General features: G+C 47.4%; 19 protein-coding genes and 1 tRNA gene. 5 read left to right on the forward strand and 15 right to left on the reverse strand.

Annotated elements, in window-relative coordinates:
- Position 1: 1 nt before the first annotated feature.
- Positions 2–1,528, reverse strand: a complete 1,527-nt coding sequence (locus F752_RS0104920; protein WP_017730620.1) for a type I restriction-modification system subunit M — start codon at positions 1,526–1,528, stop codon at positions 2–4.
- Positions 1,525–2,079, reverse strand: a complete 555-nt coding sequence (locus F752_RS0104925) for a restriction endonuclease subunit S (protein WP_081604512.1) — start codon at positions 2,077–2,079, stop codon at positions 1,525–1,527. The genes F752_RS0104920 and F752_RS0104925 overlap by 4 nt, the downstream gene beginning before the upstream one ends.
- 144 nt (positions 2,080–2,223) lie before the next feature.
- Here F752_RS0104925 and F752_RS0104930 point away from each other — a divergent pair, with 144 nt between their 5' ends.
- On the forward strand, positions 2,224–3,486 hold the full coding sequence (locus tag F752_RS0104930; RefSeq protein ID WP_017730622.1) for a hypothetical protein: 1,263 nt from the start codon (positions 2,224–2,226) through the stop codon (positions 3,484–3,486).
- A 271-nt stretch (positions 3,487–3,757) separates the two neighbouring features.
- Here the strand turns inward: F752_RS0104930 and F752_RS0104935 are convergent, their stop codons facing one another.
- Positions 3,758–4,981, reverse strand: coding sequence for a site-specific integrase (locus F752_RS0104935; protein WP_017730623.1), 1,224 nt, complete (start codon positions 4,979–4,981; stop codon positions 3,758–3,760).
- Positions 4,982–5,243: 262 nt separating this feature from the next.
- A tRNA-Pro gene (locus F752_RS0104940) sits at positions 5,244–5,317 on the reverse strand.
- 176 nt (positions 5,318–5,493) lie between these two features.
- Between F752_RS0104940 and F752_RS0104945 the strand changes: the two genes are divergently transcribed.
- Both F752_RS0104945 and F752_RS25195 read left to right on the forward strand, forming a co-directional pair.
- Positions 5,494–8,160, forward strand: a complete 2,667-nt coding sequence (locus F752_RS0104945) for a WG repeat-containing protein (protein ID WP_017730624.1) — start codon at positions 5,494–5,496, stop codon at positions 8,158–8,160.
- Positions 8,161–8,234: 74 nt separating this feature from the next.
- Positions 8,235–8,678, forward strand: coding sequence for a PepSY-like domain-containing protein (locus F752_RS25195; protein ID WP_026135525.1), 444 nt, complete (start codon positions 8,235–8,237; stop codon positions 8,676–8,678).
- A 70-nt stretch (positions 8,679–8,748) separates the two neighbouring features.
- Here F752_RS25195 and F752_RS0104955 read toward each other — a convergent pair whose 3' ends face one another.
- Positions 8,749–10,329 carry a peptide chain release factor 3 gene (locus F752_RS0104955; RefSeq protein WP_017730626.1) on the reverse strand — a complete coding sequence of 527 codons (1,581 nt, stop codon included), beginning with the start codon at positions 10,327–10,329 and terminating at the stop codon, positions 8,749–8,751.
- A gap of 462 nt (positions 10,330–10,791) precedes the next feature.
- Here F752_RS0104955 and dnaK point away from each other — a divergent pair, with 462 nt between their 5' ends.
- Both dnaK and F752_RS0104965 read left to right on the forward strand, forming a co-directional pair.
- Complete coding sequence (dnaK, locus tag F752_RS0104960; RefSeq protein WP_017730627.1) at positions 10,792–12,738, forward strand: molecular chaperone DnaK; 1,947 nt, start codon at positions 10,792–10,794, stop codon at positions 12,736–12,738.
- Between the two features lie 101 nt (positions 12,739–12,839).
- Positions 12,840–13,436 (forward strand): DsbA family oxidoreductase, encoded by a 597-nt coding sequence (locus tag F752_RS0104965; protein ID WP_017730628.1) that lies wholly within the window; start codon positions 12,840–12,842, stop codon positions 13,434–13,436.
- A 79-nt stretch (positions 13,437–13,515) separates the two neighbouring features.
- Here the strand turns inward: F752_RS0104965 and F752_RS23500 are convergent, their stop codons facing one another.
- The 10 genes from F752_RS23500 to F752_RS0105015 form a co-directional block, all read right to left on the reverse strand.
- Positions 13,516–14,460: an SMP-30/gluconolactonase/LRE family protein gene (locus F752_RS23500; protein ID WP_017730629.1), complete on the reverse strand. Its 945-nt coding sequence runs from the start codon at positions 14,458–14,460 to the stop codon at positions 13,516–13,518.
- 51 nt (positions 14,461–14,511) lie between these two features.
- Positions 14,512–17,460, reverse strand: a complete 2,949-nt coding sequence (locus tag F752_RS0104975; RefSeq protein WP_017730630.1) for an FAD-binding and (Fe-S)-binding domain-containing protein — start codon at positions 17,458–17,460, stop codon at positions 14,512–14,514.
- A 126-nt stretch (positions 17,461–17,586) separates the two neighbouring features.
- Positions 17,587–20,610 carry a protein translocase subunit SecDF gene (gene secDF / locus F752_RS0104980; protein WP_017730631.1) on the reverse strand — a complete coding sequence of 1,008 codons (3,024 nt, stop codon included), beginning with the start codon at positions 20,608–20,610 and terminating at the stop codon, positions 17,587–17,589.
- Between the two features lie 162 nt (positions 20,611–20,772).
- A complete protein-coding gene (locus tag F752_RS0104985) occupies positions 20,773–21,138 on the reverse strand; it encodes a hypothetical protein (RefSeq protein ID WP_026135527.1) in 366 nt (121 codons plus the stop codon).
- 84 nt (positions 21,139–21,222) lie between these two features.
- Positions 21,223–21,915 (reverse strand): potassium channel family protein, encoded by a 693-nt coding sequence (locus tag F752_RS0104990; protein WP_017730633.1) that lies wholly within the window; start codon positions 21,913–21,915, stop codon positions 21,223–21,225.
- A gap of 102 nt (positions 21,916–22,017) precedes the next feature.
- The gene (locus F752_RS0104995) at positions 22,018–22,635 is read right to left on the reverse strand and encodes a uridine kinase family protein (protein ID WP_017730634.1); all 618 of its coding nucleotides are present in this window, start codon (positions 22,633–22,635) and stop codon (positions 22,018–22,020) included.
- A 25-nt stretch (positions 22,636–22,660) separates the two neighbouring features.
- On the reverse strand, positions 22,661–23,242 hold the full coding sequence (gene rdgB / locus F752_RS0105000; RefSeq protein WP_017730635.1) for an RdgB/HAM1 family non-canonical purine NTP pyrophosphatase: 582 nt from the start codon (positions 23,240–23,242) through the stop codon (positions 22,661–22,663).
- Between the two features lie 4 nt (positions 23,243–23,246).
- The gene (locus F752_RS25200) at positions 23,247–24,206 is read right to left on the reverse strand and encodes an FKBP-type peptidyl-prolyl cis-trans isomerase (RefSeq protein ID WP_026135528.1); all 960 of its coding nucleotides are present in this window, start codon (positions 24,204–24,206) and stop codon (positions 23,247–23,249) included.
- An 89-nt stretch (positions 24,207–24,295) separates the two neighbouring features.
- Positions 24,296–25,204, reverse strand: coding sequence for an FKBP-type peptidyl-prolyl cis-trans isomerase (locus tag F752_RS23510; RefSeq protein WP_051049870.1), 909 nt, complete (start codon positions 25,202–25,204; stop codon positions 24,296–24,298).
- Positions 25,205–25,208: 4 nt separating this feature from the next.
- Complete coding sequence (locus F752_RS0105015; RefSeq protein WP_017730638.1) at positions 25,209–26,237, reverse strand: DHH family phosphoesterase; 1,029 nt, start codon at positions 26,235–26,237, stop codon at positions 25,209–25,211.

Genomic DNA, 26,237 nt, shown 5'->3' on the forward strand with positions numbered 1-26,237 from the left:
TTTACAGCCCCATTTTTTGCAAGTACACTTTCATTTCACCCTGTACTTCCGTTAGCTCTGCTTCCAGGCGATCGATCTCGCCCTGCACGGCTGGAATATCTACCTCCTCTTCTTCCTCGAAGGTATCGACATAGCGCGGGATGTTGAGGTTGTACTCGTTTTCCTGCAGCTCTTCCGGTGTAACTACATAACTGTACTTTTCTTCCGCTACGCCAGCCGCCAACTCGCCCTTGGCAAAGTGCTCGTAGGTGCTTACAATCTTTTGCAGGTCTTCTTCGCGTAGCTTATTCTGGTTCTTCCCTGCATGATACTGCTGGCTGGCATCGATAAAGAGTACGTTCTTGTTTGCTGCTTTACCCTTATTAAAAATCAGGATAGCCGCCGGTATTCCCGTACCAAAGAAAAGGTTGACCGGCAGACCAATTACTGCCTCCAACAGGTTTTCTTCAATCGTCTTCTGGCGTATTTTGCCTTCGCTACTGCCGCGGAAAAGCACACCATGGGGTACCACTACCCCTACCTTACCATGTCCCTCATAAGCCGATTCGAGCATGTGAGTGATAAAGGCCCAGTCGCCTTTGCTTTTTGGCGGCACCCCGCGCCAGAAACGGTTATAGGTATCGGCAGCCGCTTCGTCGGCACCCCATTTATCAAGGGAGAAGGGCGGGTTAGCTACTACAGTATCGAATTTCATCAGGCTATCGCCTTCTTTATGCTTGGGGTTACGGATGGTATCGCCCCAGCGGATGGCCGCATTATCGAAGCCATGCAGGAACATGTTCATTACTGCCAGCGCCCAGGTACTTCCGTTTGCCTCCTGCCCGTACAGCCTGAAGTTGTTGCTACCTACGACCTTACCCGCACGGATGAGCAGGGAGCCCGAACCACAGGTAGGGTCGTAAATGCGCGCCCCGGGTTCGCTTTTGGTCAGTCGGGCAATTAGCTCCGAGACCTCGGCTGGTGTGTAAAATTCACCCGCCTTTTTACCGGCATCGCTGGCAAAGTTGGCAATCAGGTATTCATAAGCATCCCCAATAATATCACTACCGGCCAGATGAGAAGGCATCAGGTCGAGCGCACTAAAATCAATCAGCAGATTCTTCAGGCGGCTATTTTTTCCTTTGGCATCGCCCAGATTGCTGCTGTTGAAGGAAATATTGCGGAAAATACCGGAGCCATCTTCACTCGTCAGCTTTTCACGGTTGGCTTCTTCCAGATCCGATAACGCTATGTCTATAAGTTCGCCAATGTTCGGCTCATTCCGGTGCTCGTACAGGTAACTGAACTGGCTGTTGGCCGGCACCACAAAGCGCTCCATGCGCATGGCACGCTCGGCCCGCGCTTCATCGCCTTCGTACTTCTCAAGGTACTCGCGCCGCTTTTCCTGATTTACATCACTTACATACTTCAGGAAAAGCATGGTTAGAATGTAGTCTTTGTACTGGCTCGGGTCAATAACGCCTCGAAAGGTATCGCAGGCATTCCAGACAATGCGATTAATATCCTGCTGTTTTATAGGTGTGCTCATAGGGTCTTGTAAAGTTGTTCTTTGAAAAGCGTTTCTTTTAGAGAAGACAGTTGGCCCCTAAGCCTGCGTTCTTTTCGGAACAGACTGTCTAAGTTAACAATATTCTTTTGGCGTTCCATAGGTGGAAGCGGAATTTCCAGCTCACCGAGTGTTTTAAGGCTGATAGAAGGAATATTAGTCCCTACGGCAGAAGCTTTCAGCTGTGCCTGTGTTCTTGAATGATTTATGAACCATGCAAGATACTCCGGCAGCAGTACAGCAACATCTAATTCTTTTAGAGTTGCGAAAGCGCTAGAGGCAATGGCCGGATGAACAGCGTTTTTATATACATGGGCAAAATAATTAGGCCCTTTAATCACCACCATCATATCACCCGTCCCCAGCCAAAATTTCATATACTGCTTCTCTTCCAAAATAGATGGTTCGATATCACCCTTTAGCTGGAAATCCTGATCGAAGTCGGTAACTTTAAGATAAAAGGCCGTTCCCTCAGGATGCGTCCGGAAGTGCCGGCCAGCCATCAATCTACAAATGTGCTTTAACTTTTTCATTAAATTTCTTAGTAAATTCTATACGAAAGTAGGATAATAATTTTCAATTTCATAGATTTAAATCGAAGTATTCGTTCTACGAAAACCATTTTTCCAAAAAAGGAGCCTCTTGGCGGCAAGAGTGATTGCCAGAATATTTATTATATGAGCACTGAAACCAACCCTTTGTCACACCTTTCTGAGAGTGAAATGAACCAACTCATCGAGCGGTATTATGCTGGTGAGAAAGTTAAAGATCTTGCAGAAGATTTTAATCTCAACTTGAAGAACAACCAGTTAGTAAACCATTTCCCTGCAAAGCAACTTGATGAGAACTGTCCTTACTGCTCTTTAAATTTGTATCAGCCTTATCAACCTCGTGGCGGCTATGGCAATGACAAAAAATATTGTAGAATATGTGAGCATACAGAAAACACCTGGAGAACCTGTTATTGCGAAGGGTGTACAAAGACGAGAATCCAACAGCAGCAGGAAAAAGAACGTATTGACCTTGAGAATCGCCAGAAAGAACAAGAAAAGTTGTCTGGTGCATTTGAATTTCTTAAAAACTTAGAAGCTGTTTCTTTACAGGAATTAACCTTAAAGGAAAGGACTGCACTAGGTGCATATTCGAGACTCTGCCTTTCTGACGACTTAACCTATCTAAAGCCAGTATTAACAGGTAATATAAACTTTTCACCAACCCCTGAATATACCATAGAGTGTATTAAAACTCTTGCAAATAGAAATATTATATTACCCAGCATCATTTCAGATCCGGATCACTTTTCTCTTGATAGCGATGGCAGTTTTAGCTATAGGATGCTTCAGGTTCATTACGAATTAAATATTGAAGAAGAAGGCCTTAATAAAGTCCCCCTATTAGATGAGGTCATGAGTCCAAACCTAAACATTAATACCGAGGAGGCCTTTGGACTGTGGGAGGAAATTGCTTTACATGAATGTATAGAATCTTTAAAATACAATGTTCAGGTAACTTTAAATCACGAAATTCAAATAGGTGATAAAACTGTGTGGACAATTAAAGAGATGCTGAAAAACTTCTCTGTCTCACAAATATTCTACATTTTTTATAGCAGAACTACCTATGCGTTACGGTGGATGACCGAACAGGGAGTTTATGCTAAACATGCCGCCAACTCTATAATTGGAAATTCTCAAAAATATGCCGATAGGGCCATTGCAAACCAGTACAACATCAAAGGATCTTGGAGAAGCCATAATACCCTTCCGCAATCTGCAATAAGCACTTTCTTTTTTGATACAGTTTTGAAAATTGGTGATGACGGATTTGTAATGCCTCCTAATATAGAACGAATAAAGAGAGCATTAAAAGTTGAAGACAATTCACCCTTAGACCATGCTGGCGATGATAATAATACTCCCCCTCCAACAGAGGAAATGTAGCAAACGCATACTTAACCTTTAACCCAAGATAGCAACTGCTACATTTCTTATTAAAGGTACCAATTTATGGATAGCGGCCTGTCCGATATAGCTTTCTTCAGCTAAACGCAGGAGTATGATCGTTTAGGCTATATCCACTAACGCTTTTTTCCTTCCAGCCTAATATCCAACACAAGAAGGATTAGAGCTAAATAATATTGAGGCTCAGGTTCTTAATCCCCTTCTGCTTCAGCCATACCCTAAAAAAGAGGAAAAGATCTTAAGAAGTACCTCAAAAAGATGCCTCCTGTAGCTTTTTCTTTAGCTTGCCCATATCCTCACTCAGCTTCCGCTCCACCACTTTAGCATAAATCTGGGTGGTGCTGATCATGGAGTGGCCCAGCATCTTACTCACTGATTCGATGGGCACTCCATTGGAAAGAGTAATAGTAGTGGCAAAGGTATGCCGGGCCAGGTGGAAAGTCAGGTGTTTTTCAATACCGCAAACATCCGCAACTTCTTTTAAATAGCTGTTAAGCTTCTGGTTGGAAATGGGAGGAAAAACCCTGCCTGCCACTATAGCACGCTTATGGTTTTTATACTGCTCAAGAATTTCCAGGGCTTTGGGCAGTAGCGGGACACGCACCAAACTGCCGGTCTTCTGCCGGTCCAGTATCAACCACTTATCTCCATCAACACCTGTTACGATATTGCTGGCCTCTAACTGCATCAGGTCAATATAAGCTAGTCCTGTATAGCAGCTAAAGATGAAGAAGTCCCGCACCATCTGCAGGCGCGGAATCTCAAAAACCTTTTTCTCAACCGCTGCTAATTCTTCTTTTGTCAGACACTCCCGCTCGACCTTGTCAAACTTCAGCTTAAAACTGGCAAAGGGATTCTTCTCCAGCCATTCCATCCTCAGGGCCAGGTTCACCATCTTCCGGAATCGCTCCAGGTGCTTCATCACTCCATTATTGCCAAGCGGCTTATGGTGATCCTCCGGTTCATATGTACGCAGAAAGTACTCAAAATCACAGATGAAACGGTAGTTCAGCTTAGAGAGGTAAATATCTTTTTGATGGCAAACATCCAGAAGGAATCGCTGCAGGTATTTCTGGGTGGTAAAGTAGTTCTTCATCGTCCCTGGCGCAAGACTGCTTTTCATCTGGGTGTTGTGATAGTGAACGATCTCCAGCAGCGTGTGCTCGGCCGCTTCTTCCTTTATCCCCAGGTAAGCATTTTTCAGACCTTCAGCCGTAACCTCCATTCTGCCAGCTTTCATTTCCTGGTAATACTGAAAAATAGTGGCTTCCACCTGCTTGAGATAAGCATTCACGCTCCTGCCTTCCTCGCTGGTGGACTTGGCCTGGCCGTTCTGCCAGATGGATTTCCGGATCTTTTTTTTAACAGAAAATTCTGCCCGCTGCTGGTTCACTGTAATGCGGCAGTAGATGAGGCCTTCCTCTTTACGGGCCTTAACATTTCTGAGGATAAAGGTGGTACTGTAGGTGTTCATGGCAATTGGTTTTAAATGACTCACTTTATAGTTTCATTACTCACCAGTTCCCTGCACAAACAGCCTCAAAACAAATCAATATAAATTACTGAATAACAGTGATTTACACGGTATTAGGTGAGTCTTTTCACAAGATAAAAAGACTCACCTAATAACTCACCTGCAGACTGAAAATATTTAGATATTATGGAAGGCCTGAAAATAAAAAAACCTTCTAAATATTAAATTTAGAAGGTTTTACCGACATTTGATGTCCTCAAAGTCGGGGTGAGAAGATTCGAACTTCCGACCCCTTGCACCCCATGCAAGTACGCTACCAGGCTGCGCTACACCCCGAATTTATTCTTTCAGATGAGGAAGAGGCTTGCACCACCCCTTCTGTTGTGAGTGCAATTATAGCAAATTTTTAAAAAATTCCCCAGCCTTTCCACCTTTTTACAGATAGCCGTACATTTGTAACAAAAAATTGAGCGGGAAGATATCCTTACCGTTACATTTTGTGTTGCACACTTATGATATCCTTTAAAAAGCTTCTTTTTTTCATCTTCCTGAGCAGCTTAATGGCCTCCTGCATTTTCCAAAGCCCCCAAAAACGGGCACAAAGAAAACTGCGGAAAGAAAAGTTTGACAAAGCCTCTACCCTGCTCCAGAAGTCGCTGCGGAAAGACAGCCTTAACCCTGCCGCCAATTACCTTTTCTCGAAGCTTTACCTCGACACCGCCTACCAGGCAGGCACCATCCGCCAGCGGGTCGACACCGCACATTACTATATACTGGAAGCGATTGCCGAACTACCCCTGGCCGAGAAGAAAGACCTCCGGCGGCTGCGCAAAATAAAGGCCGACTCCGCCAGTCTCCTTCAACAGCATGCAAAAGTGGATAGTGCGGCATTTCAACTGGCGCTACAGGCAAATACTATCAGCGCCTACGATTACTTTTTGGTCCATTTTCCTGATGCCCTGCAGGTAGAAGAAGCTACCTCCCGCCGCAACGCACTGGCTTTCCAGGCGGCCGAGGAAATAAATACTTATCAGGCTTATCAGCAGTTTTTCCGGACGTACCCCCAGGCGGCAGAGGTTCCTGAAGCCAGGGAGCGCTACGAAGAATTACTGTTTATCGAAAATACCCGCACGGGGACGCTCGATGCTTATGTCCGCTTCCTGAAAGAGTATCCGGAAACGCCCTATCGTGATAGGCTGCTCAAAAATATTTACCTCCTGAGCACAGCAGGACACCTGCCTGCCCAGTACCAGGCTTATATCCGCCAATACCCGAAGAGCCCCTACAACCGACAGGCTATTGAGCAGCTGTACCACCTGCACAAAGAAAAGGAGGAGCCGGCGACCTTTCCGGAGGCTTACCCACAGCTACCCCTGCAGGACTCGCTCCGGCAGCTAATCCGGCTCGACGGACAGGATCTGCTGGCAGTACTGAAAGACCAGCAGTGGCAGTTTATTAATACCGAAGGAGAGGTGGTACTCCATGGCCTGGACGACATTCACCCAGACTACCTTTGCGAAACAGCCATTGCCGATTACCTGGAAGTGATACGGGGGATGCAGCCCCTGGTACTGGCCAGGAACGGAGAGGAAATTATAGCGCAGGATTACCAGGCCCTCCGCGACCTGGGCAGCGGGCTTTTACGAATACAGCAAAACAACCTGCAGGGCCTTTATTTTAAAAACGGAAAACGCCTCCTCCCGCCGGCATATGAAAAGATAGAAAATTTCGGCTCCCGCTTTTTACTGGTTAAAGAAGCAGACCAGTATGGCCTGCTCACCCACCATGGACAATGGCTGCTGGAGCCTGCCTATGATTCCCTCGCCCGGCTTGAAGACTTTATCATGCTCTACCAGGACACACTTTTTGCCGTTACCACCACTGGTCAGCTAATTGAAGACCTGCAAAACAGCCGCCCACCTCAAATAGACTACTTGTATACCGGCGCGGTTTTAGCCGATCCGCAACATTTGCTGGTGAGCATGCCCAACGGCAAACAACTGGTAATTAATAACAGGCTACAGCAGGCGCTTCCTCCCGCACCCGGCAAAATAAAGCCCTTCCACGGGGGCTGGCTGGTGGAAAAAGATGGCCGCTATGAGGTGCTGAATAAGGAAGGTGATAATGTTTTAAATGCCAGCCTCCAGCAGGTATCCATCCGTGAACCATGGATCGCCTATAAAACCGACAGCCTGTGGGGGCTCTACCACATCGACCGCCAGATAGCCACTTTCGATTTGTACGATAGCCTTACACTCCTGCACCCGCAACTCATTATAGCAGAAAAAGAGGGAGAACGTTCAGCTCTCTTCATAAGCGAGCACGATACGCTTATTACCGACCTGAGCGGGACTGACAGCTACCGGCTTCTCCGGGCTACCCGCTACCCCGGCAGAGATGAAGCAGAACAGGTGTACCTGCTCGTAAATAACGGAAATGCAAAAATGGTGTATAACCTGCAGGGAAATTTACTGGCAGAAGGGCGCTACAGCGAAGTACAGGCACCGGACAACCGCCTGCTCCTGCTTAAAACCTCCGGCGGTGCCCATGTTGTCGACAGCAGCGGACAGGTTCTGCTCAAATCGACCTACGATGCCATTGGCAATTATCAGGATGGGAATTTTGCTACCCTTCAAAAATCGCGCTTTGGTCTTTATAATCCTTACTTAAACATTCAAATCCCGCCACAGTACAGCGTTGCCCTCCGCCCCTACAGCGATAGCCTGCTGCTGGCCAGTAAAAACAAGCGCTGGGGAATTATTGACCGACAAAACAATCCCCTGCTTCCCTTCGAATGGGAGGAACTTCAGTACTGGAGCGATTCGGTTGCTTTAGCCAGAAAAGACAAGCAGTGGCAGCTCATTAACATCAAATCAGGTGAAGCGCTTTTTACTCCCTTCAGGGATTACCAGCTCATTACCCAATCACCGGAAGGCAGTCTCGCTATTATTTATACCGAAAATGGCTATGGCGTTCTCAGCAGCGAATACGGGCAATTGGTAGAACCTGTTTTTAATGTGATAGAAAATCTGGGCACTTCAAACAACCCGCTCTTTTATGCTGAAAAAAAGATAGAAGGAGCCGACCTATATGAAGTGATGTATATTAACAGGGAAGGCGAAACCATTTTTAAAGAATCTTATTCGCGGCAGGAATGGCTCCGGCTACTGTGCTACTAAGAGAAATAGCTGCCAAAACGCAACTTTTCAGGCTCATTTGCTTATATATCATTTATGTACCAACTAATTGAAACATGAGAAGGATATTATTAAGCATAAGTTTCCTCTTCCTCTTCACCGGCTTTTTAATGGCCCAGCAAGGAGGAGAAGGTACTCCGCCGCTGAAAGTAAAAGCAATTTTTACCGCCAAATATCCTGACTATGCCGAACAGGCAAAGTGGGAACGTACCGCGAATGGATACATCGCTACCTTTCAGCAAAATGGCCAGGAGGTAAGAACAGAATTTAATGAAAATGGAGAATGGATTAGCAGCCGAACAGCCGTTCGCCAGGAAGAGTGGCCCGAACCGGCCCGTAAATACATAACAGATACTTTTAAGGACTATGAGTATGTAGAAGGCTATCGTCTGGACAACCAGAAGGGCAGTCGCTACGAGCTGGACATCCGGAGTAATAATCAGCTGTTTGAACTGCAGTTCGACCGCCAGGGTGGACTCGTAGATGATGGAAGATCTTAAACAGGAAGATTTCAAGTAAAAAGCCCCCTGATTCTAAAGAATCAGGGGGCTTTCTTTTTAGAAAGTATCTTTAAAATTCAGAGGTGAAGTGGAATTCGATTTCCGGAAAGTTATCCTGCACCATCTGGAGCCATGCCTTAGTCTCTGCCATAAACACCAGCCGGCCATCTTTATCCTGGGCAATATGGCGGTATTTGGATTTTACAAACTCATCCAGCTTCTTCTTATCTTTTGAGCTTATCCAGCAGGCTTTATATAGGTTCATGTTCAGGAAATCGCAGGTTGCCCCATACTCATGCTTTAAGCGGTGCTGAATTACTTCAAACTGCAGGGCACCTACCGTTCCAATCACTTTTCTGGCGCCCATTTCGTAGGTGAATAGCTGCGCCACTCCTTCTTCCATCAGCTGCACCAGCCCCTTTTCGAGCTGCTTGGTCTTCATGGCGTCGCGGTTTACTACCTCACGGAAAATTTCCGGCGAAAAGCTGGGAATTCCTTTGTACATACCGCCCTCTCCCTGCGAAAGGGTATCGCCAATTTTAAGGTTTCCGGTATCGTACAGGCCTACAATATCGCCCGGAAAGGCCTCGTCGATAATCTCCTTATCCTGCGCCATAAAGGCGGTGGTGTTGGAGAATTTAATATTCTTGCCAAGGCGCACATGGTGGTAAGGTGCATTACGCTCAAAGCGGCCGCTGCATACCCGTAAAAAAGCAATCCGGTTCCGGTGCTTAGGATCCATATTGGCGTGTATCTTAAAGATAAAACCACTGAAAGCCTCTTCATCGGGTTTTACTACTCTTTCTTCCGTTTCTCGCTCGCGGGGCACAGGTGCTATTTCGATAAAGCAGTCGAGCAGCTCTTTAACCCCGAAGTTATTCACGGCACTGCCAAAGAATACCGGGGCCACTTCGCCGGAGAGGTAATCCTTCTCTTCAAAAGCAGGATATACGCCTTCAATCAGGTTTACATCTTCGCGGAGCTGCTTTGCATAGCTTTCCCCTACATACTGGTCAACCAGTGGATCATTAATATTTTTGATCTCCACCACATCGCCCTTCAGTTCGCGGCGGCTGGCCTGGAAGAGGAGGAGGTTATTTTTATAGATATTATAAACACCTTTAAAGGTTTTACCCATACTAATGGGCCAGCTCAGCGGCTTTACCTTTATATTCAGCTTTTCCTCAATCTCATCCAGCAAATCATAAGGGTCCTGCCCTTCGCGGTCGAGCTTATTAATGAACACAATTACCGGTGTATTACGCATCCGGCAAACCTCCATCAGCTTTTCAGTCTGTATCTCTACTCCTTTTACACAGTCAATCACCAGCACTACGCTGTCGACCGCTGTTAGGGTACGGTAGGTATCTTCGGCAAAGTCCTGGTGACCGGGCGTGTCGAGCAGGTTAATTTTACGCCCCTCATACTCAAAGCCCATTACAGAAGTAGCCACCGATATACCCCTCTGCTTCTCAATCTCCATAAAGTCGGACTTGGCATGGTCCTTAATTTTGTTCGATTTTACAGCGCCTGCCGTTTTAATGGCGCCACCAAACAGGAGCAGCTTTTCAGTAAGGGTGGTTTTTCCGGCATCCGGGTGACTGATGATTCCGAAGGTCCGGCGTTTATTAATTTCTTTTACTATACTCATATTTCATTAAAAGACTGTTCTTGAAACAGTCCTGCAAAATTACGGAAATTTTAGGCTGCCAGAAAATTTATTCTCACCTGCTTCCTGGATGGCCACAACAGCCTCTGCTCCAGAGAAAGAGTAAAGCTGCTATTCCCCTGACATCCTTTATTTACTGTCTCTTCGGGTGATAATGAAAGACATTTTGCCCAGGACACCAGGATTTGTGCGTTTTTACCTGCTCCATATGCACAGAAGGAAAAAGGATTCCGGGAAGCAGAAGTAAGATCATGACAGAAAGAGGCAGGCGCAAAAAAGCTTCGGCTAAAAACTGTGCTTTTATGACACTTTCAAAAATATCAGCCGGGTCTTTCTGTCAATCTGTCACACATTTCATTCCATAAAGGGCTTGGCATAAGCCTTGTTAAAACATAAGGGAAACAGAAAAGAACTTAATTTTTAAATCATAGCATAAAACGTATCATGGGAAAAATTATAGGAATTGACTTAGGTACTACCAACTCCTGCGTTGCCGTAATGGAAGGTAACGAGCCGGTGGTGATCCCAAATAGTGAAGGACGCCGCACGACTCCCTCCATCGTTGCATTTTTGGACGGTGGCAAAGGTGAAAGAAAAGTAGGTGATCCGGCCAAGCGCCAGGCGATTACCAATCCACAGAATACCGTAAGCTCTGTAAAGCGCTTTATGGGTAAAAATTATTCCGGCGTATCGGAAGAGCGTAAAAACGTTTCTTACCAGCTGGAAAAAGGATCGAACGATACTGTAAGAGTACGCATAGGCGACCGCCTGTATACTCCTCAGGAAATCTCGGCCATGATTCTGCAAAAGATGAAAGCCACTGCCGAAGATTACCTGGGCACCGAAGTAAAAGAAGCGGTTATTACCGTTCCTGCTTACTTTAACGATGCCGAGCGCCAGGCCACCAAAGAAGCCGGACAAATTGCAGGCCTCGATGTAAAGCGTATTATCAACGAACCTACTGCCGCCTCCCTGGCCTATGGTCTTGATAAGAAGGACAAAGACATGAAAATTGCCGTGTACGACCTTGGTGGTGGTACATTCGACATCTCTATCCTGGAGCTGGGCGACGGCGTGTTTGAAGTAAAATCGACCAACGGTGATGTGCACCTTGGTGGTGATGACTTTGACCAGGTAATCATCAACTGGCTGGCCGATGAGTTCCAGAAAGATGAGGGCATTGACCTTCGTAAAGACCCGATGGCACTGCAGCGTTTGAAAGAAGCTGCCGAGAAAGCAAAAATTGAACTTTCTTCTTCATCGCAGACCGAAATCAACCTGCCTTATATCATGCCGGTAGATGGTATTCCAAAGCACCTTGTAAAGAGCCTGAGCCGTGCTAAATTTGAGCAGCTGGCCGATAGCCTTATCAAGCGCAGCATGGAACCTGTTCGCCAGGCCCTGAAAGATTCGGGCTACAGCGCTTCCGATATCGACGAGGTAATCCTTGTGGGTGGTTCAACCCGTATTCCACGTATTCAGGAAGAGGTAGAGAAGTTCTTCGGCAGAAAACCTTCTAAAGGTGTTAACCCTGACGAAGTAGTAGCGATTGGTGCTGCCATCCAGGGTGGTGTATTAACCGGAGAAGTGAAGGATGTTCTTCTGCTGGATGTAACGCCGCTTTCACTGGGTATCGAAACCATGGGTGGAGTAATGACCAAGCTGATTGATGCGAACACTACTATCCCTACCAAGAAGTCTGAGACTTTCTCGACTGCTTCGGATAACCAGCCAAGTGTGGAAATTCACGTACTGCAGGGTGAGCGCCCAATGGCGAGAGATAACCGTACCATTGGTAAGTTCCACCTCGACGGACTTCCACCAGCCCCACGTGGTGTACCTCAGATTGAAGTAACCTTCGACATCGACGCCAACGGTATCCTGCACGTATCGGCCAAAGACAAAGGCACCGGTAAAGAGCAGAAAATCCGTATCGAAGCTTCCAGCGGACTGAGCGACGCGGAAATCGAGCGCATGAAGAAAGAAGCCGAGGCCAATGCCGAAACCGATAAAAAGGAGAAGGAAAAGATCGAAAAGATCAACCAGGCCGACTCTCTCATCTTCCAGACCGAGAAGCAGCTGAAAGAGTATGGTGATAAGCTGAGCGAAGATAACCGCAACAAAATTAACAGCGCACTGGAAAGCCTTAAGAAGGCACACAGCGAGCAGAATGTTGAAGGTATCGACGCCGCCATGAATGAGCTGAACACCGTATGGCAGGGTGCTGCCCAGGAGATGTATGCAGCCGGTGGCGCTGAAGGAGGCCCTCAGGGAGCCCCGGGAGCTGATGCCGGAGCAGGAGCTGCCGGTGGCGGTGCACAGGCCGGCGGTACAGCCGACGACGTATCGGATGTTGAATACGAAGAAGTAGACGACAAAAATAAGAAGTAAGAAACGTCAGATTTTAGACGTTAGACAATAGGACGCAAGAAAAATCCCCGGCTGAACTGGCCGGGGATTTTTTTGTTTTATCAGGAAACAAGAGGAACAAAATGAAAATAAAGATATATTCAGATTACGTATGCCCTTTCTGCTATTTAGGAGAGCAGCAGCTGAAAGAGGTGCTGGCAGAGGAGCCAGGGCTAAAAGTAGAAACAGAATGGATGCCTTTTGAGCTCCGTCCTTTTCCTACCCCAACCTTAAAGCCTGAAGATGAATACCTGCCCCGGGTGTGGGAATCATCCGTCTACCCCATGGCAGAAGATATAGGTGTGAAGATAAAACTTCCTACTATCTCCCCTCAGCCCTACACTCACCTGGCATTCGAAGGCTATCAGTTTGCAAAGGAACAAGGGAAGGGCGAAGCTTATACCCACCGGCTGTTCGAAGCCTTTTTTAAGGAAGATAAGGATATTGGTGATATGGAAGTACTGAGTGAGCTGGCCAGAGAAGTGGGACTTGAGCCCCAGGCGTACCGGCAGGCAGTGGAGAGCCGCAAGTATAAAGAGCAGCACCGGCAGGCACTACAGGAGGCGCAAAGGAATGGAATCAGGGCCGTTCCTACTTTTCAGATCGGGAACCGACTCTACCAGGGAGTGATTCCAAAAGCACAGCTTCGACGCATCCTTCAGGAGGCGGCACAGGAATAGATTCATATTAACTAAAAAGAGAGGCTGTCGGATAATATTTAATCCGGCAGCCTCTCTACATTTTGTGGCAAAAGAATGCTTATTCTACTACTTCTGCTTCCTCTTCGGCGGCCTCCCCCATGATAAGTTTATAAGCTACCACACGATTATCGAAGAAAGTTGGCACCAGCAGCAGGTCTCTTTCTCTTACAAATTCAATATCGGCGGCATTAATTTTCTGCTCTTTTGTGTCGAGTATCTTCTCAACGCCTTCTATCCCTTCCACTACATAATATACCTCACCCTGCCAGTTCGATACCAGGTAGGCATTTTCATTTACAGCGGCAATCCCATCGCCGGCACCAATACCTTCGGCCAGTACTTCGCCTTCTCCACGCTCTGTTACTTCCTTAAAAACTCCCGTTCCACTGGTAGCCATTAACACCCGGTCTTCTTCTGCATACAAACCATTCGGACGCTCATCTGCCTCAGGTCCATACCAGAGGTCAATAACCCCATCGGCAAACTGGTGTACTGTTCCTCTATCCGAGTCGGTAAACAGGATTTTCTGGTCGGCCGTGGCAATAACATCGTTCAGGAAGCTGGCGTCTTCCACTGCATAGCGGTTCAGAATTTCGCCGGCGGCTATATCAATTTCTACCAGCTCATTAATATCGCTTACGTACAGTTTACCATCGAGTATGGCCATCCCTTTAGGGGCATCGAGGCCACTCACCCACTCTTTCTCTATAATTTCCCCGTCGAGCGAAATTTTAGAGATGTAGCCTGCTCCGTCTTCTACGGTAGGCTCTCCTACTATATTGCTCACATAAAGCACTTCTTCTTCAGGGTTATACAGTACAGACTCAGGCACTTCGAGTACAGCATCTGTGGCCCAAACCTGCTCGAGCGACACTTCCGGCTGGGCTATAATTTCGTCGGTTACTTCTCCGCCGGAGGTCCAGTTTTTATTTGCATCCCGCTGGCCATCGCAGGCTGTTAAGAGGGCTGCGCCGCCCAGCAGCATTAAAAAATACTTCTTCATACTATTACGTTCTTTACTTCATTAGATTAATTATTCTACCAATTACAGCAACTATTGTTTAAGCGACTCCCACAAAATTTCTACAGGGTGCTTTGCCACACGACCGGTCCCATCCTTTATCTGATGCCGGCAGCTGGTGCCAGGGGCGGCAATCAGCACTTCTTCCGGCTGCCGGCGCACCGTCGGGAACAATACCAGCTCACCAATCTGCATACTAACCTTATAATGCTCCTTTTCATAACCGAAAGAGCCGGCCATTCCACAGCAGCCGCTCGGGATGAGCTGTACCTGGTAGTTAGCAGGCAGGCTGAGCATTTTTTTTGTAAAAACTAAGGACGACAGCGCCTTTTGATGGCAATGACCATGCAATTTTACGACCCTTGCCTCGGCCGTAAACAGCTCGGAAGACAGCCGGCCCTCGTCGCGTTCGCGTGCAATAAATTCATCGACCAGCAGTGCATTTTCGCCCAGACTTACGGCTTGTTCCTTTTGGTCGGGGCGGCACAGGCTCAGGTATTCATCGCGCAGTGTTAAAATAGCAGAGGGTTCTATGCCAATAATCGGCACCTGCGGGCTTACCAGCGGGGCCAGCCGGTCAATATTCTGCTGTGCAATTTTCTTTGCTTCGCGCAGAAATCCTTTGCTCAGATAGGTTCGCCCGCTTTCCAGGTGCTCCGGCATATCCAGCTCATAACCCAGGCGGCTCAGTAATTTAGCGGTGGTAATGCCCAGCGGCACATCGTTATAATTAGTAAACTCATCGCAGAAGAGCAGTACTTTCCCTTTTCGGTTGCCATTGAGCGTGCTGTTGAGCGCCTGCCTGTTTTTCTGGAACCATTGTCTAAAGGTGGTGGAGTGCAGCAGTGGCATACTCCGCTCCGGTGCAAAGCCCACGGCTTTTTTCGCAAGCGCAGCGGTTATTCCTCCCTTCATGAGCGCATTGTATAGCCAGGGCACCTTAGAGGCCACGGCATTTCCTTTCCCAAATCCTGCTACCAGGCGCGACCGTAAGGGTACACCATTGGCATCATTATACTGCTGCTGCCACTCTGTCTTTAATTTGGCAACATCGACATTACTGGGGCACTCTGCCTTACAGCCTTTGCAGCTGATACAAAGGTCCATAACCTCCTTAATTTCTTCGTGGTCGAAGCGATTGGCTTTGGTAGAATTCTGCAGCATTTCGCGCATCATATTGGCCCTGCCACGGGTAGTGTCGCGCTCATTGCGGGTGGCCATATAACTGGGGCACATGGTGCCACCAATCAGGTGACTTTTACGGCAGTCGCCGGAACCGTTGCAAAGTTCCGCCGCCCGGATAATGCCATCGGTTTCGCTCCAGTCAAAAACAGTATCGAATACCGGCACTTCCTGACCTGGGGTATACCGGAGGCTTTCGTTCATCGGCGGGGCATTCACTATTTTACCCGGGTTAAAGATACCCTGCGGATCCCAGCCCTGCTTGAGTTGTTTCAGCAGTTTATAATTATGCCCCCCAATCATAAACTCAATGAATTCAGCCCGCAGGCGTCCATCGCCATGCTCGCCACTCAGCGAACCTTTATATTTTTTTACCAGGTGGGCAATTTCAGTTGCAATCGTTCTGAACAGCTGGTTTCCTTCTTCTGTTTTCAGGTTCAGGATAGGGCGCAGGTGCAGCTCTCCACTACCGGCATGGGCATAATGCACACAGAAGAGGTTATATTTTTTGAGCGTCTCGTTAAATTCGCGGATAAAGGCAGGTAGCTCCAGTACATCTACGGCGGTATCTTCAATAACGGGTACGGGCTTGGAATCGCCCTTTACATTGGAGAGAAGGCCAAGGCCGGCTTTCCGCAGTGCCCATACTCTTTTGGTGTCCTCCCCCACTACCAGGGGAAAATGGTAGCCCAATTCCTGCTCCAGCAGGGCTGCCTGCAGGTCCGCAGCTTTCTGCTTTACAGCCTCTTCGCTTGCTTCCCCAAACTCCACCACCAGTATCGCTCCCGGATTGTCTTTTACAAAAAAGCGGTTTTGCCGCTGCTCGATATTCGCTTTGGTACATTCGAGTATATAGTTATCCATGAGCTCACAGGCACGAGGCTGGTAAGCGAGCGCCACAATGTTGGCACGCAATGCTTCATCGACAGTATTAAAATGAATACAAACCAGCCCTGTATGAGCAGGAGGCACAGCCACCAACCGGAGCTTGAGTTCGGTAATAAAGCAAAGCGTACCTTCTGAGCCGGCAATGAGCTTGCAGAAATTAAAATCTTCGCCACCGGGAGTAAAAGGAGCAGTATCCAACAGAAGGTCAAGGGCATAGCCGGTATTACGCCGGGGAATGGAAGGCTTGGGAAACTCCTTCCTTATTTCCAGTGCATTTTGCTCGTTAGAGAGCATTTCATGGATCTGACCATAAAGCTCCTGCTCCAGCGGGCTTTTTACCCCTTCTCCTTTTACCTTCCGGTGAAATTCGCTTCTACTCAGCGGCCCGAAGGCTACTTCTGCGCCATCAGACAAAAATCCTTTCAGCTCCAGTAAATGTTCCCGGGTACTGCCATAAACAATTGAATTAGAGCCGCAGCTGTTATTGCCTACCATCCCTCCTACCATACAGCGGTTAGAAGTGGAGGTTTCCGGACCGAAATAAAGGCCATAGGGGGCCAGGTACATATTCAGCTCATCGCGGTTAACCCCCGGCTGTACGCGTACCCATCCTTCCTCTTCATTCAGCTCTATTATCTGCCGGAAGTGCAGCGATACATCAACCACAATCCCGTTCCCTACCACCTGCCCGGCCAGCGAGGTACCGGCCGTGCGGGGAATCAGTGAGGTTCCTTCTGAACGGGCAAAATCAATCAGTGTGCGTATATCCGTGGCGGTCTCCGGAAAGGCGACTGCCAGTGGCAACTCCCGGTAGGCCGAAGCATCCGTGGCATACAACCGACGCATGGTATCATTGTAATGAAGCTTTCCCTGAAGCTTGCCTTCCAGTACTGCTAATTTCTGCTGCATCATACTTAATATTCCACTTAAAAGCGGCTACTAATTTAGTGATAATTAGAGTAATAAAGCCGCTGTATAAAAAACAAAAAGCTGCCTCTCTCCAGGGGCAGCTTTTTGTAATATTGTAGTTTACTAAATTTAAGCCTTTTGTTTTACCGGCTGTGAGGGGGTATTTGCCACTTCTTTCTCTACCAGGTCCACCACCACAGGTGTTGCCACAAAGATAGAAGAGTAAGTACCCACTATAATACCCACTAAAAGAGCGAAAGAGAAACCTTTCAGCACTTCACCACCAAACAGGAACAGGATAAGCACCACAATAAGTGTGGTAAGCGAGGTAATCATAGTTCTGTTAAGGGTAGTATTGATAGCGTTGTTGAATATTGTAGCTACCGAACCACGGGTTGCCAGCGAAAGCTCTTCCCTTATACGGTCAAACACTACCACGGTATCGTTAATGGAGTAACCGATAATAGTAAGAATAGCCGCAATAAAGACCTGGTCTACCTCGTAAGTCATACCCAATGCACCGGCAATTGCAAAAGCCGAAAGGGTAATAAGCACGTCGTGCGCCAGAGCTACAATGGCACCTGCACTGTACTGCCACTTATTAAAACGAATAAGGATGTACAGGAAGATAATCACCAGTGCAAATAAAGAAGACTGCCATGAAGAATTCACAATGTCGTCGGCAATGGTTGCACCCACCTTTGATGAGCTGGAAATAGTAAACTGCCCTTCTTCAAGTGTGGCTGCTTCATCTACAAACTGATCGCCGGTAAACTCTTCTATACCTCCAACAAGTGCCTGCTCTACCATCCCGTCAGTCTCCTCCGCTTCTTCATTAATCAGGTAACTGGTAGTAATTTTTAGTACGTTATTGGCTCCATAGGTTTTTACTTCCGTACCGGCATTTCCAAACTCATCGGCAAGCGCCACTTTAAGCTTCGAAGGCACCACAGGCTCCGTAAAGGTAACTACATAAGAACGGCCACCGGTAAAGTCTACGCCCAGGTTAAGCCCCCCCTGCAGCACCATAACCGTTACCCCAACAGCAATTACCACCGCAGAAACAACATAAGCTATTTTTCTGCGCCCGATGAAATTGATGTTCATTCCTGCAAACAGGTTTTTAGAGAAAGGAGTCGCAAATGACATATTGCTCTTATCTCCCTTTTTCGTCATCCAGTCAATGATTACACGGGTAATGAGGATAGCGGTAAACAGGGAGCAAAGGATACCGATAATCAGGGTAATGGCAAACCCTTTCACCGGGCCCTGTCCGAATACATACAGGATAATAGATACCAGCAAGGTAGTTACGTTGGCATCGATAATAGAGCTGTATGCTTTATTGTAACCCGATTTAATGGCATTTGCCATTCCGCTGCCATTCCGGAGCTCTTCACGGATACGTTCAAATATCAGTACGTTGGCATCGATAGACATACCAATGGTAAGCACAATACCTGCAATACCCGGCAGGGTAAGCGCTGCATCGAGCTGCGCCAGTATACCAAACACAAAGAAGATATTGAAAAGCAGGGCTATGTTGGCTACCAAACCACCTTTAGCATAGTAAATAATGATAAACAACACCACAATAGCCAGACCGGCCACCATGGAAAGAATTCCCTGGGCCTGGGCCTGCTTACCTAAGGTAGGACCTACAATGCCTTCTTCCACAATATTGGCCGGAGCAGGCAGTGCACCTGCTTTCAGGATATTCGCAAGGTCTTTGGCTTCTTCAACAGTAAATTTACCGGTAATTGAAGAAGTACCTCCGGCAATTTCACCCTGCACAACCGGGGCAGAATAAACATAATCATCGAGCACAATGGCAATGCGCTCACCAATGTTGTTGGCTGTTAAACGCTTCCAGGCACGGGCACCTTCGGCATCCATGGTCATGGAAACGGCAGGCATTCCCCGCTCATCGAACTCCTGACGAGCATCGCTGATTACTTCGCCACCCAGAGGAGCCACACCGCCACGATCATACTGCACGGCATGCAGTTCCAGCAGCTGCTCATCGCTTCCTTCAGGAGAAAAAGGTTTTACTGACCAAAGGAAAGCAAGGTTAGCAGGAAGCATATCCTGCACATCTTCACGCTCCAGAATATTGTTAATCTTTGCAGTATCCTGTACGCTATAGATTAAGCCGCCGCGCATTTTAATAAGGCTGAAGAGCGGAGAAACCTCAAGGTCAAGAGAATCTGAAGCACCACCTTCTTCAGCAAGCTGAGAAGCAAGGTCACCGTCAGCCGTTGTATCGTCCTGGCTCAGTGCATTGGCCAGGGAATCGCCCTCCGTCACTACAGCGTCTTCTTCAGCGACTTCTGTCTCCGGTGTAGCGGTAGCTGCCTGTGCACGCTTTTCATTTACTAAGCGGGTATTAATATTCTCAAGTATTTGAGAGATATTATTCAGCTCTACTACATCTAAAAACTCCAGCTTGGCAGTTCCCTGTAATAGTTTTCTTACACGTTCTTCATTGTCCACACCAGGGAGTTCTACCTGAATACGGCCGGTACCCTGCAGGCGCTGAATGTTAGGCTGGGAAGTACCAAAACGGTCAATACGGGTACGGAGAATCTGGAAAGAACGGTCAATGGCACCTTCAATTTCCTCATTTAACACACTCAGTACCTGATCGTCGGTAGAAGTAAGGCTGATGCGCTCACGGTTGGCAGCATTGGCGAAAACGTCGGCCAGTTGCCCTTCTCCTTCCAGTTCAACAAAAGCTTCATAAAACAGCTCCAGGAAGCGATCCTGGCTGTCCGCTCTTCTTTCTTTCGCCAGTTCAATCGCTTTCAGGAACTCGGGATCCTGGCTGTTTCCGGAAACGCCCTTGATAATTTCTACAGGAGAAACTTCCAGCGTAACGTGCATGCCACCCTGCAGGTCGAGACCCAGGCTCAGCTCATTTTCCTTTACTTCCTGATAGGTATATTCCATACCTAATAAGTTGTACACAGGCTCATGCCAGATGGAATCGAGGTAGGCTCTGCGTGCACTAAAATCTACAGTCCCGTCGGCCTGGGTAGCATAAGCGGTTGCATCTTCCTGCACCTCCCGCGAAACAAACGTAAAGGACAGATAGTAGAGGCAAAGCAGCGTGACTACTACCGTCAGAAATACAATAATGCCTTTATTGCGCATTTTATTAAGTAATTATATGGATAGAAATTATTTGTACAGTATAGGGTAAAGCTCCTGCTCAGCTTTTTATAACAGCCATGCAAAAGCAAATGGAGGGAAATTCTTATACAGCTTTTATAAACAGGCCGTAATTCTCCTTCCGGTTAAAGAGTACGGCATCCGCTAGGGAGCATTGGGAGATATAATGAGGCGAAAAAGGGTACGAAAGTAACTATCGACCCGAAGCGGGGGAAGTATTTGCGGTTTCACTTCTCTTACATGAAGCGGTGGAACCACTACTTTAAAATTTGGCTGATGCAGAAAAGAAACAGTTGCTACCGGCAGCAGGGCGCTGGAGGCATAGCTTACATAAGAAACCGGACGCTCATTTTCCTCTCCCTGTTCCTCCTGAAGCTCCACAGCCAGCTGAGGACCGGCGGTAAGAAGAGGGTGTAACCCATTTCCAGCCGAAAACACACAGGCAGCCAGCATAGCCACCATAAGGAAGGTTTTCCTGAATACATGACCGACTGTTTGGGTTTTCCTCATAAACAAATGGAAACCAGTATTTTATAAATTACAAATACAAAAGTAATAATAAAGGAAGAAATAAACCAATACTCTTTGGCGAATCTATTTATTCACCTCCATAAACTTATTGACATCCTGCTCTTTTCCAAGTAAAATCATGATGTCGGAATCATAGAGTACCGTATCGCCTTTGGGCACACCAATAATATGCTCTACCTGCGATACCTTTCCGCCGCGCTCCTCTTCATAAATCCGTTTAATGGTAATGAGGTTGAGGTTATATTTTTGCCGGAGCTCAATTTCGCGTACACTTTTATCGACCACCCGCTTAGGAGTTTGAATCTCCACGATTTCATAATCGTCGGCCAGCGGCAGAAATGACTTCATATTCGGGTGCAGCAGGGTTTCGGCCACGGTTTTACCAACGGTTTCTTCGGGCGAGAGAATTTCAGAAACGCCCATCTTTTCAAGAATCATTCGCTGTTGCGGCGAAGCGGCACGGGCAATTATTCTTTTCACCTTTAGCTCCTGCAGGAGAACGGTGGTTAGCAGCAGTCCTTCAAAGTTTTCACCTATCGCCACTACTACCGCATCCATATCCTGAATATTCTGTGCCTGCAGGGCTCTGATATCTGTCGTATCCAGTGCTACGGAATGAGCGACCACTCCTTTTACATTTTCTACCTTATCGATTAACAGGTCGATGGCCAGCACTTCGGCCCCACGGGCCGCAAGGGTTCGGGCAATGGACATGCCAAACTGCCCCAGTCCAATTACAGCAAAGCGATTAATCATGGTTAGTCGTGAGTCGTGAGTCTTGAGTCATGAGCGTTTGGTGGTTGGTACCGGGTGCCTGGTGGCTAGTAGCTGGTGGGTCAGGTGTTTAGTGGCTAAAAGCTATTTTACTTTCGTTTTGAGGAAGGCAATTAATACATCCAGCGCCTGTCGGAATCCGTGATTATTCGGAATTACAATATCGGCATCGCCTTTAAACGGTTTAATATATTTGTTATAGGTAGGCGCTACATGGCGCTCGTAGCGATAAAGGACATCTTCCAGATCGTAGCCCCGCTCATCACGGTCGCGGATTATCCGCCTTTTAAGCTTTATGTGTTCTTCTGCTTCTATAAATACCTTTAAGTCGAGGTGCTTTGTAAGCTCAGGAAAATAAAAGACAAAGATACCTTCTACCACCACAACCGGCGCGGGCTTAAACTCCAGCATAGCAGGCTGTGCATCAGGATTGTTAAAGGTGTATTCCTGCCGAAGCACAGTTTTCCCCTCCTTCAGCGATTCAATGTCCTGCGCGTACTGGTCGAAATCGATGGAATGTGGGGTGTCAAAATTATAGACGCCATTTTCATCCTTAGGCTGCATCTCCCGCGGGCGGTAGTAGTTGTCCTGCGAAACCAGGCAGATTTCTTCAGGAGTAAAGGCACCCAGCAGGCTTTTTAAAAAGAAAGTTTTTCCTGAGGCGCTTCCGCCGGTAATTCCAACAATGTAAGGCTTTTCCATCGGGGCAAAAATAACAGAATTTATGCTAATTCGCTGCCTCTCTCAGGAAATCTGTTAACTTTTTCAGGGCGCGCCCCCGGTGACTGATGGCATTTTTCTCTTCCATGCTCATTTCTGCAAAGCTGCACTCCCTGCCCTCGGGGCGAAAAACAGGATCGTAGCCAAAGCCCTTCTCCCCGCTTTTTTGCTCCAGAATTTCTCCCTCCACTTTTCCTTCGAACTGCCGGTAGCCATGAACATCTATCCAGGTAATAAGGGTACGGAAACGAGCTTTCCGGTTCGGCTGCCCCTCCAGCTTTTGCAGCACCAGGGCGATATTGGCTTCATTATCCCGCTCCGGTCCGGCATAGCGGGCAGAGTAAACCCCGGGCTCTCCGCCCAGGGCTTCTATTTCAAGGCCGGTATCGTCGGCAAAGCAGGCAATTCCGTAATGGTCCCACACATACTGCGCCTTTTGCAAGGAATTTGCCTCAAGGGTGGATCCCGTCTCCGGCAGCTCCTCCCGGCAACCAATTTCCTCCAGACTTTTTACCCGGTAAGCAGGCTCCAGCAACTGGCGGATTTCCAGCAGCTTTTTTGCATTATTGGTGGCAAAGCAAATGTTCATTGAATTACTTTTTGACCAGCTCTACCAGCTCAATTTCAAAAATAAGAGGGCTATGCGGAGGGATAGCAGCATTAAACTTACTGCGCACCAGCTCAGGACCAATAAAAACCCCATCACTGCCATAAGCCTGCGTGGAGGGTATATAAAATACCGCCTTTTCGCCTTTTTTCATACTTTTAACAGCTGTTTCAAAGCCAGGGATGGTTTTTCCTGCTCCCACTACAAACTCAAAAAGCGGGTCTCCGGCACTGGTATTGGAATCAAATTCTTTACCATTGAGTAAATAGCCGGTATATTCCACCGACACCACATCATTGGCATCTACCATTTCCCCTTCTCCTTCTTCCAGCAACACTTTACGAATACCAGTACTGAGGGTATCGGTAACTGTATCTTCCCGCGCAACTACAGCACTATCTATAGCCGCCAAATCCGCGGCAAAAAGCTCTTCTTTTGTCTGGTACACCTCCTCTACTTCCATTTCAATAACAATTATGCTCTGGTTAGGAACAACGCCCGTAAGGTCAAAATTGCCATAGGCAGTATTAAAAGGCACATAAAAACGGTAGGTTTCTCCTTCGCGCATATGGCCAAGGGCAACGAAAAGGGCAGTAGGCAAATAGCGCTGCTGAATATTGTTTTGGTTGGGATCGAGATAACCAAGACGCATACTTTCCACCTCATTTTCTCCTATAAGGGTTCCGTCGAGCTGGGAAATGGTATAATTTACCAGGGCCACATCGCCAAATGCTATCTCTTCTCCCTCAGGGTTTTCCTCCAGGGCTACCCGATAGATGCCGTAATCATCCTTTACTGCTGTAATATTATTTTCCTCTAAGTGCTGGCTGATTTTGAAGTCCTGCTTTTCGAGCAGGTCTCTTTGTTCAGCATAAGGATCTTCCGGCTCATCGCAGGATTGCGCCACAGCCGCAAAAAAGGCAAACAAAAGGAGTAACTTTTTCATATTATGATGAAGTAGTGATAAATTGAATGTCAAAAAAAATCCGATACAATAATATATGTATCGGATAAAGACTTTATTTATTGTGTAATTTACTCTTCTACGTCAAGAACTTCCACTTCAAACACCAGAATGGAATTTGGTGCAATGGCATTGCCGGCACCCCGGGCACCATAGCCAAGTGGAGAAGGAATGTACAAGGTGGCCTCGCTTCCTTCGCGTAGCAGTTGCAGGGCCTCGTCCCATCCGCGGATAACCATACCCTGACCTACATTAAGAGAAAACGGCTCTCCTCTGTCGTAAGAAGAGTCAAAAACAGTTCCATCCAGCAGCATGCCTTTGTAGTGTACCGTTACTTTGTCACCTGCATCAATTTCAGGACCATTTCCTTTTTCGGTTATATTATAATACAGGCCGGATTCTGTTTTCTCTGCCTCTATATTATTTTCTGCCAGAAAGGCTTCAATTGCACTTACATCTGTGGCAAGCTGCTCCTGCTGCTGTGCTATGGCCAGTTCCTGCTGTTTTTTGTATTCCTCCATCTGCCTTTCGCGGAAGGCTTCTTCCGACAATGCTTCCTGCACCCCAATATTAAATATAAGGCTGTCCGTCGGCTCAATTCCTGCAGGAACAGGCATTCGGGCCGTCTGGAAATAGAAGTCCTGGGCGGGCACGATAAATTTCACGCTATCGCCCACATGCAGCATATTTAAGCCCTCTGCCAGCATTCCCTTCATATTCGGATCATTAACCTTTAACCCGAGAGGCATATCCTGCTCGCGGCTATCGAAAATTACCGAATCATCGGCCGTGGTATACACCATATGGAGCGTAAGAATCTGGTTCGAATCAGGAGCTACTTCTTCCCCTCTCTCCAGGTATACATATTGCAGGCCCGATTCGGTAGTTTGCACCTCACCAACTCCATCCTTATCGTTGCAGGCCTGTAATGACACAGCACCTAAAAATGAAAGCAATAAAAAATTCTTGAATGTCGACATAATTTTACTGATAGATTAAAACTTTAGCCTGAAGCTGTTCTTTATATTTTGGAAGTAAACCTAGAAATTTATCCACTGTTTCGTCCAGACTGAGGTTGGACTTTCCTCCTGCAGCATTTTTATGACCGCCCCCTTCAAAGTTTTCGCGGGCAAAGGTGTTGACTGAAAACTCCCCTACCGAGCGAAAAGAGATTTTAACCGCCTCGGTCCTGTCAATCAGCAAGGCCGCCATTACTACCCCTTCAATAGACAGGGCATAATTGACCAAACCTTCAGTATCGCCGGTACGGGACTTATAACGCTCCAGCTCTTCGGCGGTAATGGCAATATAAGCTGTATTATATTCAGGCAAAAACTGCAGCTTTTCGCTCAGGGCATAGCCTATAAAGCGCAGCTTATCGAGGGTATTATTATCGTACACCAGTTTACTTACCCGGTGCACATCGGCCCCTAAATGAATAAGGTCGGCCACTACACGGTGGGTATATTCCGTAGTGCTGGGGTGCTTAAAAGAGCCGGTGTCCGTCATGACACCCGCATAAAGGGCCTCGGCAATATCCTTGCCTACCACCTGGCGGTCGCCCAGTTCAACAATAAGCTGAAAAACCAGCTCTGCCGTAGAGGCTGCTTCGGTACTCCAGAAGGTATAGGTGGCAAAGTCTTCGGGCTCGAGGTGGTGGTCAATCAGCACCTTTTCGGCTTTAGCAGCCCTTACGAGCTCACCCAGTTCGTTTATACGACCCAGGGCAGAGAAGTCGAGGCAAAAGATTAAATCTGCTTCCGCAACCAGGGCGGCCGATTTTTCCTCATTGCCTTCATTGAAAACAATCACATTATCATTACCCCGCATCCAGCTCAAAAAAGCCGGATAATCAGTCGGCGTAATTACTGCCACCTCATGCCCTTTTTTTTGCAGATAGCCTGCCAGCCCTAAAGAGGAACCTAATGCATCGGCATCGGGCTTGTGATGGGTGGTAATTACCACCTTGCGGGCTTTGCTAAGTGCTTTTTGTAAGGCCTTTAAATCTTGCAT

It is taken from the genome of Nafulsella turpanensis ZLM-10, from assembly GCF_000346615.1.
Lineage (GTDB): Bacteria > Bacteroidota > Bacteroidia > Cytophagales > Cyclobacteriaceae > Nafulsella > Nafulsella turpanensis.

What these genes read in the sequence shown, in the direction of transcription:
- F752_RS0104955 (WP_017730626.1), bottom strand. Translation starts at nt 10,329, where the DNA reads ATGAGTATAGTAAAAGAAATTAATAAACGCCGGACCTTCGGAATCATC.
- F752_RS0104925 (WP_081604512.1), bottom strand. Translation starts at nt 2,079, where the DNA reads ATGAAAAAGTTAAAGCACATTTGTAGATTGATGGCTGGCCGGCACTTC.
- secDF (WP_017730631.1), bottom strand. Translation starts at nt 20,610, where the DNA reads ATGCGCAATAAAGGCATTATTGTATTTCTGACGGTAGTAGTCACGCTG.
- F752_RS0104985 (WP_026135527.1), bottom strand. Translation starts at nt 21,138, where the DNA reads ATGAGGAAAACCCAAACAGTCGGTCATGTATTCAGGAAAACCTTCCTT.
- F752_RS0104920 (WP_017730620.1), bottom strand. Translation starts at nt 1,528, where the DNA reads ATGAGCACACCTATAAAACAGCAGGATATTAATCGCATTGTCTGGAAT.
- F752_RS25200 (WP_026135528.1), bottom strand. Translation starts at nt 24,206, where the DNA reads ATGAAAAAGTTACTCCTTTTGTTTGCCTTTTTTGCGGCTGTGGCGCAA.
- F752_RS0104935 (WP_017730623.1), bottom strand. Translation starts at nt 4,981, where the DNA reads ATGAACACCTACAGTACCACCTTTATCCTCAGAAATGTTAAGGCCCGT.
- rdgB (WP_017730635.1), bottom strand. Translation starts at nt 23,242, where the DNA reads ATGAACATTTGCTTTGCCACCAATAATGCAAAAAAGCTGCTGGAAATC.
- F752_RS0104965 (WP_017730628.1), top strand. Translation starts at nt 12,840, where the DNA reads ATGAAAATAAAGATATATTCAGATTACGTATGCCCTTTCTGCTATTTA.
- F752_RS0104930 (WP_017730622.1), top strand. Translation starts at nt 2,224, where the DNA reads ATGAGCACTGAAACCAACCCTTTGTCACACCTTTCTGAGAGTGAAATG.
- F752_RS0105015 (WP_017730638.1), bottom strand. Translation starts at nt 26,237, where the DNA reads ATGCAAGATTTAAAGGCCTTACAAAAAGCACTTAGCAAAGCCCGCAAG.
- F752_RS0104995 (WP_017730634.1), bottom strand. Translation starts at nt 22,635, where the DNA reads ATGGAAAAGCCTTACATTGTTGGAATTACCGGCGGAAGCGCCTCAGGA.
- dnaK (WP_017730627.1), top strand. Translation starts at nt 10,792, where the DNA reads ATGGGAAAAATTATAGGAATTGACTTAGGTACTACCAACTCCTGCGTT.
- F752_RS23500 (WP_017730629.1), bottom strand. Translation starts at nt 14,460, where the DNA reads ATGAAGAAGTATTTTTTAATGCTGCTGGGCGGCGCAGCCCTCTTAACA.
- F752_RS0104990 (WP_017730633.1), bottom strand. Translation starts at nt 21,915, where the DNA reads ATGATTAATCGCTTTGCTGTAATTGGACTGGGGCAGTTTGGCATGTCC.
- F752_RS25195 (WP_026135525.1), top strand. Translation starts at nt 8,235, where the DNA reads ATGAGAAGGATATTATTAAGCATAAGTTTCCTCTTCCTCTTCACCGGC.
- F752_RS23510 (WP_051049870.1), bottom strand. Translation starts at nt 25,204, where the DNA reads ATGTCGACATTCAAGAATTTTTTATTGCTTTCATTTTTAGGTGCTGTG.
- F752_RS0104945 (WP_017730624.1), top strand. Translation starts at nt 5,494, where the DNA reads ATGATATCCTTTAAAAAGCTTCTTTTTTTCATCTTCCTGAGCAGCTTA.
- F752_RS0104975 (WP_017730630.1), bottom strand. Translation starts at nt 17,460, where the DNA reads ATGATGCAGCAGAAATTAGCAGTACTGGAAGGCAAGCTTCAGGGAAAG.